At 68.5% G+C, this 7,628-nt stretch carries 9 protein-coding genes and 1 tRNA gene; 6 read left to right on the forward strand and 4 right to left on the reverse strand.

What is annotated here, in order from left to right; all coding sequences use genetic code 11:
• Nucleotides 1-812 (reverse strand): ZIP family metal transporter (locus IE88_RS0115935; RefSeq protein ID WP_051882394.1); only part of this gene is annotated, 812 nt, incomplete at its 3' end.
• A 207-nt stretch (nucleotides 813-1,019) separates the two neighbouring features.
• Here IE88_RS0115935 and IE88_RS0115940 point away from each other — a divergent pair.
• From IE88_RS0115940 to IE88_RS0115955, 4 genes are all read left to right on the forward strand, one after another.
• Complete coding sequence (locus IE88_RS0115940) at nucleotides 1,020-1,598, forward strand: gamma carbonic anhydrase family protein (protein WP_238319332.1); 579 nt, start codon at nucleotides 1,020-1,022, stop codon at nucleotides 1,596-1,598.
• 122 nt (nucleotides 1,599-1,720) lie between these two features.
• Nucleotides 1,721-1,796: transfer RNA gene (locus tag IE88_RS0115945), tRNA-Ala, on the forward strand.
• Between the two features lie 71 nt (nucleotides 1,797-1,867).
• A complete protein-coding gene (locus tag IE88_RS0115950; RefSeq protein WP_031556444.1) occupies nucleotides 1,868-3,910 on the forward strand; it encodes a TonB-dependent receptor plug domain-containing protein in 2,043 nt (680 codons plus the stop codon).
• A gap of 59 nt (nucleotides 3,911-3,969) precedes the next feature.
• A complete protein-coding gene (locus IE88_RS0115955) occupies nucleotides 3,970-4,491 on the forward strand; it encodes a cell wall hydrolase (RefSeq protein WP_051882395.1) in 522 nt (173 codons plus the stop codon).
• Here IE88_RS0115955 and IE88_RS0115960 read toward each other — a convergent pair.
• The gene (locus tag IE88_RS0115960) at nucleotides 4,488-4,763 is read right to left on the reverse strand and encodes a hypothetical protein (protein WP_031556448.1); all 276 of its coding nucleotides are present in this window, start codon (nucleotides 4,761-4,763) and stop codon (nucleotides 4,488-4,490) included. The genes IE88_RS0115955 and IE88_RS0115960 overlap by 4 nt on opposite strands.
• Before the next feature lie 145 nt (nucleotides 4,764-4,908).
• Here IE88_RS0115960 and IE88_RS0115965 point away from each other — a divergent pair, with 145 nt between their 5' ends.
• Nucleotides 4,909-5,439 (forward strand): DUF4142 domain-containing protein, encoded by a 531-nt coding sequence (locus tag IE88_RS0115965; protein WP_031556450.1) that lies wholly within the window; start codon nucleotides 4,909-4,911, stop codon nucleotides 5,437-5,439.
• 154 nt (nucleotides 5,440-5,593) lie between these two features.
• Nucleotides 5,594-6,211: a YceI family protein gene (locus IE88_RS0115970; protein WP_051882396.1), complete on the forward strand. Its 618-nt coding sequence runs from the start codon at nucleotides 5,594-5,596 to the stop codon at nucleotides 6,209-6,211.
• A gap of 3 nt (nucleotides 6,212-6,214) precedes the next feature.
• Here IE88_RS0115970 and IE88_RS0115975 read toward each other — a convergent pair whose 3' ends face one another.
• Both IE88_RS0115975 and IE88_RS0115980 read right to left on the reverse strand, forming a co-directional pair.
• Nucleotides 6,215-6,421, reverse strand: a complete 207-nt coding sequence (locus tag IE88_RS0115975; RefSeq protein WP_031556454.1) for a hypothetical protein — start codon at nucleotides 6,419-6,421, stop codon at nucleotides 6,215-6,217.
• Nucleotides 6,422-7,061: 640 nt separating this feature from the next.
• Nucleotides 7,062-7,628, reverse strand: a 567-nt coding sequence (locus IE88_RS0115980; RefSeq protein ID WP_238319333.1) for a YybH family protein, incomplete at its 5' end; no start/stop codon positions are given.

The following is a 7,628-nucleotide window of genomic DNA, read 5'->3' on the forward strand; positions in this document are numbered from 1 at the left end:
CCGGCCCGAACCGCAGACGGAGCCCCGGGAGCCGCCCTAACGAACGGGGCTCCGTCTGCCCCTCCTCCTGCCGCGCCAGGCAGCTCGTCCTCGTGATGTCCTCCGCCATGTCCCAGGGAGAGCGACAGGGCGAGAACGATGCCCGCCGCATAGAACGCCATCAGCCTGCGCCGCCCCTTCCGCGGAAGGCGCATGGGCAGATGGGTCGACCCGACATAGAAGAGCGCGCCCGATGCCAGCCCGAGCAGCAGGCCGATCGTGCCCTCGGTCATCCCGGACAGAACGAATTGAGAGGAGATCGCGCCGAGCGGCGTCGTCAGGGCCGCGCCCGCCAAGGCACCGAGAAGCGAGATGTTCGTGCGCACCCCCGCCTGCCGGAGCAATGCGAAGAGGATGACGCCCTCGGCGAATTCGTGCGCGATCAGGCCGATCGAGGCGACCTGCCCCAGGCGTCCGTCATGTTCGAACAGGATGCCGTATTCGAGGCCGTCGATGAAGGAATGCAGGCCGATGGCGACGACCGGCGCGAGGGCCGCGCCCGCCGATCGCCGGAAGAGCGCATTGATCGCGAACAGGGCGCCATAGCCCGCCAGGGCGCCAAGAGGCGCATAGGCGCTCGCCCGCAGCGCCTCCGGAAAGAGCGTGACCGCCGTCGTGACGAGAACGCCGGCCGCGAAGGCCGTGAAATAGCCGCTATGCCGCACGGCCCAGTCGCCGCGCAGCAGCACCGCCGCGACCCCGAGCGTCGCGATGACGGCCGCGATGAGGCTTGCGAGAACGGCAGGGGGCATCTGAACGATCAGGTCCGGCATTCCACCTTTTGCGGCGATGGCACACCGTCCGCCTCCGCCCCTCCCCTGCCAGCGCGCGGGGGCATGAACAAGAGGGCGAGTGACAGGGGGGCGATCGGGCCCGCGGCCTTGGCGGCCCGCAGTTCCGGAACGATGTCTGCGGAGTGGACCCGCCACGCGAATGGCGTGAGGATCATCCGGACCCAAGAGCCGCGAGACGGAGTAGACGTGGAAGCCCTCATCCTGCCCTTCGGGGGGCGCACGCCCCGAATTCACGAAACCGCCTTCGTCGCTCCCGGCGCGGTCCTCATCGGCGATGTGACGGTCGGCCCGGAAGCCTCGGTCTGGTATGGCTGCGTCCTGCGCGCGGACACCAATGCGATCCGCATCGGCGCGCGCAGCAATGTCCAGGACGGCTCGATCCTGCATGTCGACGCCCCCGATCATGGCGGGCGGCCGGTCGAGATCGGCGAGGATGCGCTCATCGGCCATCGCTGCATGCTGCATGGCTGCACGGTGGAGGATGGCGGCTTCGTCGGCATGGCCTCCACCGTTCTGGACGGCGCGGTGATCGAGGGCGGCGGCTTCCTCGCGGCGGGCGCATTCCTTTCTCCGGGCAAACGGGTCGCGAAGGGCGAGATGTGGGGCGGCCTGCCGGCAAGAAAGCTCCGCGACCTGAAGCCCGGCGAGGACCTCATGGCGAAGATGGGCGCCGCCCATTACGTCGAGGAGGCGAAGGCCCATGAGACGGCCCTTCGCGCGCATGCCACCGGCGCCAGCCGGGAGGGCCGGCCGAAGACGGTCTGAGGGAGGAAGAGCCCGGCTCTCTCTTTCACGGGCCGATCCGGGCAGGCGACCGAAACTCATCTTCCGGACGAGCTGCGCAGCGCTTGACCGGGCTCTTCCGCCCGACTATTCGTGAGCGCGTTGGGGCCGTAGCTCAGTTGGTAGAGCGCGTCGTTCGCAATGACGAGGCCAGCGGTTCGATTCCGCTCGGCTCCACCATCGATCTTCGGGGCGGGACGAGGGGCCGGGACGATTTCTGCATCAGTACTGCAGCCTTCGGTCCGTTCCTCATGATCGGCCTCCTGCTCCTCGCGGCCGCCGGCGCCGTGCCGGCAGCGAGCGTGCCTTCGGCGCCCAAGCCCGGCTATACGCAGACTGAGGAACGGCAGGTCTATCAGCCGGTCTATTTCCAGGACATCGCGCCGCAGACCGCGGCGGACATGCTCTACGAGATCCCGGGCTTCTCCGTCCGGCGTTCCGGCGGCGGACGCGGCCTCGGACAGGGCGGCACCAATGTCCTGATCGACGGTCAGCGCGTGTCGGGCAAGGGCAACGACCCCGTCGACATCCTCCGGCGCACTTCCGCCGAAGCGGTGCTCCGCATCGAGATCGTCGACGCCGCCAAGCTCGGAATACCGGGCCTGAGCGGCCAGGTCGCCGACGTGAAGCTGTCCCAGACGGGCATGACCGGGCGCTGGGCCTGGCGCCCGACCTTCCGCACACGGCTCGAGCCGGACTGGTACAATGGCGCGGCCTCGGTCAGCGGCAGGCTCGGCACGCTCGACTATACGCTCGGCTTCGAGAACGGCAGCTACAGAAGCGGCAGCGCCGGCCCCGAGGTCCTGGTCGGGCCCGAAGGCGCCATCGTCGAGGAGCGCGAGGAGGATGCGCGCTGGTACGGCGACCGCCCCTCCTTCACCATGACGCTCGGCTGGGACCGCGAGAACGGACACGACGCCAACCTCACCGCCGGCTATGCCCGCAACGACACCGATGGCCGGGAGCGGCGGGATATCCTCTTCGCCGATGGCAGCACGGGGTTCAGGGATTATCAGCAGCAGGAGCGCGAGTGGAACGGCGAGCTCGGCGGCGACTATTCCCTCGACGCGCTCGCGGGCCGGCTCAAGATCATCGGCATTCAGAGCTTCGAGCATTCCCCCACCTCCGCGCTCCTGCTCGAAACCGGACCCGAGGGGTTTTCGGGCGGAGACCTCGTTACGCGGACGGTCGACGAGGGCGAGAGCATCCTGCGCGGCGAGCTCTTCTGGCAGACGAGCGACATCTCGACCCTGGAGGCGGCGCTCGAAGGCGCGTTCAACTTCCTCGATTCCGAGACCCTCACGACCGACATCACCGAGGCCGGCGTCTTCGTGCCCGACGCGGCAGGCTTCGATACCGCCCGCGTGGAGGAGCTGCGCGGGCAGGCGAGCCTCGCCTTCAGCCGCCCCCTCGGCCCCTTGGACCTCCAGCTCTCCTTGGGCCTCGAAGCTTCCGAACTCAGCCAGCCGGGAACGGGCCTCGAACCCCGGGTCTTCGTGCGTCCCAAGGGCTATGTCTCCGCCGCCTACGGCCTGACCGACGACACCGATCTGCGCCTCCGCGTGGAGAAGCGGGTCGGCCAGCTCAACTTCTTCGACTTCGTCTCTTCCGTGGACCTCAATTCGGACAATGAGAGCCTCGGCAACCCCGACCTCGCCCCCTCCCAGGCCTGGCTGACCGAAGGGCAGGTCGAGCAGCGGTTCGGCGACGAGGCGCAAGTGACGCTGCGGGCCTATTACGAGCGGATCCAGGACGTCGTTCAACGGATCCCGCTGAGCGAGACGGCGGACGGCCCGGGCAATCTGGAGCAGGCCGAAGTCTGGGGCGCGGCCGTCAACGGATCCTTCCCGACAGAGGAATTCTCGCTTCCGGGCGGCGAGATCGACTTTTCGGCGAGCTTCCGCGAGAGCACGCTCGACGACCCCATCACCCTGACTTCCCGCGCCTTCAGCGGCGATCAGAAATGGGCGTGGGGCGCGAGCTTCCGCCATGACGTGCCCGGCACGCCCTATGCCTACGGCTTCGGCGCGAACGACCGGCGCGAGGCGCCCCGCTTCCGCTTCAGCGAGGTGGTCCGCCGGTTCGACGAACCCTTCGCCTATATCTTCGCCGAGCATCGCGACTTCATCGGCACGAGGCTGAAAGTGACGCTCGGCAATGTCTTCGACCGGGTGAACGAGGAAGAGCGCGTCATCTATGGCGGGCGCCGCGATCTCGAGCCGGTCACCTATACCGAGCTGCGGGAGCGTCATTCCGGCGCGAATCTCAGGGTCGAGATCAGCGACACGTTCTGAACGGGCCGCGGCACGTCGTCCCGCTGGCCCCCCGTGCCGCGCGAGCGTAGAATGGCCCCATGCGCATCACGGTCTCCTTCCTCGCCCTTCTCTGCCTGACGAGCTGCGGGCCGGACCCGCAGCCCGAGCCCACGCCAGCGCCTGTCGATCAGGCCGAAGCCCCCGCCGCGACGCAGCCTCTCGTTCCCGCCCTGCCGAGAGAAGAAATCGCCTGCCTCGCCCGCGCAGCCTATCATGAGGCGCGGGGCGAGGGGAAAGACGGCATGGCCGCGGTGGTGCACGTGGTGCTGAACCGGGCGGACAGCCTCGCCTATCCCGACACGCCCTGCGCCGTGGTCGAGCAGGGCAATGGCCGGTCCTGCCAGTTCAGCTGGTTCTGCGACGGCAAGTCCGACGAGCCGCGAAACCTAATCGCCTATGAGCGGGCTCTGCGGGTCGCGCGGGCCGCCGCCACGGGCGAGCTGGCGGACCCGACCGATGGCGCCACCATGTTCCACGGCCCGCAGGTGACGCCCTATTGGACGGCGAGCGCGGAGCTGACGGCCACCGTCGGCAGCCACCGCTTCTACCGGCTCGACTAGGCGCCGCGCCGCGCGAACTGAACGATCAGATAGACGAGGCCCGCCAGCGCCAGCGGCACGATCAGCAAGCGCATGACCCCGAGAAGCGGGATCACGGCGGAGAGGATCGCCCGTCCCGCCACGCCGAAAGCGAGGCCGAGGGTGCCGACAATGCCGATGCAGAGATCCTCCGCCACCGGCCACACGGCGAGAGGCCCCGCCCCCTTGCTGCCCGACCACACCGACAGGGCGAGGGCGAAGGCGAAGACGAGCAGGGCTTTCCGTTTGTCCATCTTTTGAAGATGGGAGGCCCGAGCCCAGGCCGCAAGGGCTCTGTATTCGCCGGATATTCCCGCCTGCGCGGCTTGGCCGCAGGAACGTCATCCGCCTTCCAGGCGTCTCTTGCGCAGGGGCGAGGAGAGCAGACGGAGAGAACCCATGAAACTGATCCAGATGATGGCCCTCGCGGCCCCGCTCGTCCTGGCGACGCCGGCTCTGGCCGATCACCACAAGTCCAAGGACAAGATGGCCATGTCCGCCGAGATGGACATGAACAAGATGTTCGTGAAGGCCGCCGCGCATTCGGGGCATTTCGAGATCGAGAGCAGCCGCATGGCGATGGAGATGTCGGGCAATCAGGACGTCCAGGATTTCGCCCAGATGATGGTCCGGGACCACACCCGCGTGAGCCAGCAGCTCAAAGAGGCCGCCGGGATGGACCTGCCGATGGGAGCGGGCCCGGGACAGGAACTGATCCTCGCCAGCCTCGAAGGCATGGAAGGTGACGCCTTCGACCGCGCCTATATCGAGAACCAGATCGTCGGCCACAAGATGACGATCGCCTTCTTCGAGAAGATGGCGATGTCGGGCGAAGGCGAGCTGGCGCTTCTGGCCGACCAGACCATCCCCACCCTGCGCGAGCACCTGACGCGCGCAGAGGAGATCGCGAGCGAAATGGGCATGATGTAAGAGGCAGGGGCCGCGCTTGAGGCGGCCTCTCTTTCTAGCCCGGGCGGAGGGCGGCGAGGAGAAGCGGCTGCATGCCGCACTGGCCGCTTCCGCCCGGCGCCCCATAGTCTCCGTCCGGTCGCCCGCGCCGCGGGCTTCACTCCAGGAGATCTACATGGCCCTCGCCACGCTCAGCGCCGCATCCCTCGCCTTCCTCGCCACAGCCTTCGCCGCGCAGCCGGCCTCGGACCCCTCCGCCGTGCCGTCGGGCACCTATGAGCTGGACCCCAACCACACCACGGTGGTCTTCGGCGTCAGCCATGCGGGCTTCTCGACCTATCGCGGCAGCTTCACCGAGAAATCGGGCACCCTCGAATGGAATGCCGAAGACCCGACGCAGAGCACGCTCATGGTAACGCTCGGCGCGGACAGCGTGGACAGCCCCGAGGCGGAGAGCCATTCGGGCAATGCCGACTTCCAGGAGGACATCTCGATCAACGCGCTCGGCGCCGACGAGCACCCTGAGATCACCTTCACCTCGACCGCGCTCGAGCGCACCGACGAGACCTCCGGCATCGTGACCGGCGACCTGACCTTCAACGGCCAGACCGCCGAGATCCAGATGCCGGTCACGCTGGTCGGCGCAGGCGAGATGATGGGCGGCCAGCGCATCGGCTTTTCGGGCACCACCACGCTCGACCGCACCAAATGGGGCTCGGAGGCCTGGACCGACTTCGGCATCGGCACGGAAGTCGCCGTCACCATCGAGGCCGAATTCACGCTGGCGCAGTAAGCGTCAGTCGGTCAGCGTCTCTTCGCCGCCGACGCATTGAAAGCCGTCCTCGTTCACCGAGGCCACCTTGCCCTCCCCGCAGGTTTCGCGGGCGAGGCTGGTGCGCTCCATCAGCGTGGTCTCTTCGGACCAGTTGCTGCCCGCATCCACCACGCAGGCAGAGAGCGGCAGACAGGCGGCGGCGGCAAGGGCGAGCGGAAGGCGGGTCATGGCATCCTCGGATCTGTTTACCGTTAAACGATAAGGATGCCGCCCGCCTTGCGCAATGGTTAGGTCGGAAGAGAATTTATCGCCCGGCGCTGCGGAGTGCCCGCGCCGGGCGGTTTCTTGTTTGCTGACGCCTGCGGCGACGGCAGCGGAGCTGCCGGCTCGCTCCTGGACGTCGCTCGCTCTGCGGGGCGAGTGGGCGCAGGTGGCGGGCGCGTAGCGGGTGTAGGGTGGATCGTGATCCACCATGACGCCGGCGCCGCTGGCGGTGCTCTTGTTGCTCCACGCACGCGTCATCGCCCGTCCGTGCCGGTCATGCAGAAGGTGAGGGTCCCGCGCGCGGCTTCCGTGCCGACGGAGGGTCTATGAATACTGTGTCGGCTCGGTTCGGGTGTCCCAAACCCTCGCCGCGCGCGGCGCGAGGCCCTTTCGGCTCTTTCAAGCCTCTCGCCGGGGCCCTTCCGGAGCTCGCCCGGCGCGTGCCATCCCTGCCATAAGGCAGGCACGCAGGCTCCGCGGCGCCGGGCAGAGCGGTGATGGATCCCGCACAGCCCTCTCCCGGCGCGAGGGGAGAGTATGGAGGAGGAACAGAGGGCGGGGATAAGCGTAGGGTGGATCATGTTCCACCATCCGGCGCCGGAGATTATGGCGCGCCCGGCATGGGGGACTGGCTGCTGACAGGGGCGTCGGCGGCGATGCGCCAGACCCCGTCTTCGTCCAGGCGCCATTTTGCGAGGTAATGCCCCTCATCCGAAAAGCCGGGCATGGCCACGCCCTCGCCCGGCGCGAAGCGCAGCGCATAGGCGCCGCGTTCCACCGCCAGCGGGCCGCAGACATCGAGGTCCAGCACGTCGAGCGAGAGGTCCCATTCGCCCGCCGCCACGGCCTCGGCCCAGCCCGCGGCGATGGCGGCCCGCCCCTCATAGGGTGTGGTGCCGGGCGGGTATTGCACCGCGTCCTCGGCGAAATGTTCGGCATAGCCTTCGATGTCGCCGCCCTGCAGCGCGGCCACCGCCTCGGCATTGGCCGCCTCGACCGCCTCCCGCGCCGCCGCCGCATGGGCCTCCGAGCCGCAGTCCCAATTCCCGCCCTGCGCGGCGAGCATGCCAAGAGTGATTGCCGTGATCATCGGTCCCTCCCCCGGGTTGAGGCGACAGGATGACAGCCCGCCGCGCTGCAGGAAAGCGGCCCGGGCAGCGGTGCGCCCGTA

This window comes from Parvularcula oceani, assembly GCF_000733125.1.
Taxonomy (GTDB): domain Bacteria; phylum Pseudomonadota; class Alphaproteobacteria; order Caulobacterales; family Parvularculaceae; genus Parvularcula; species Parvularcula oceani.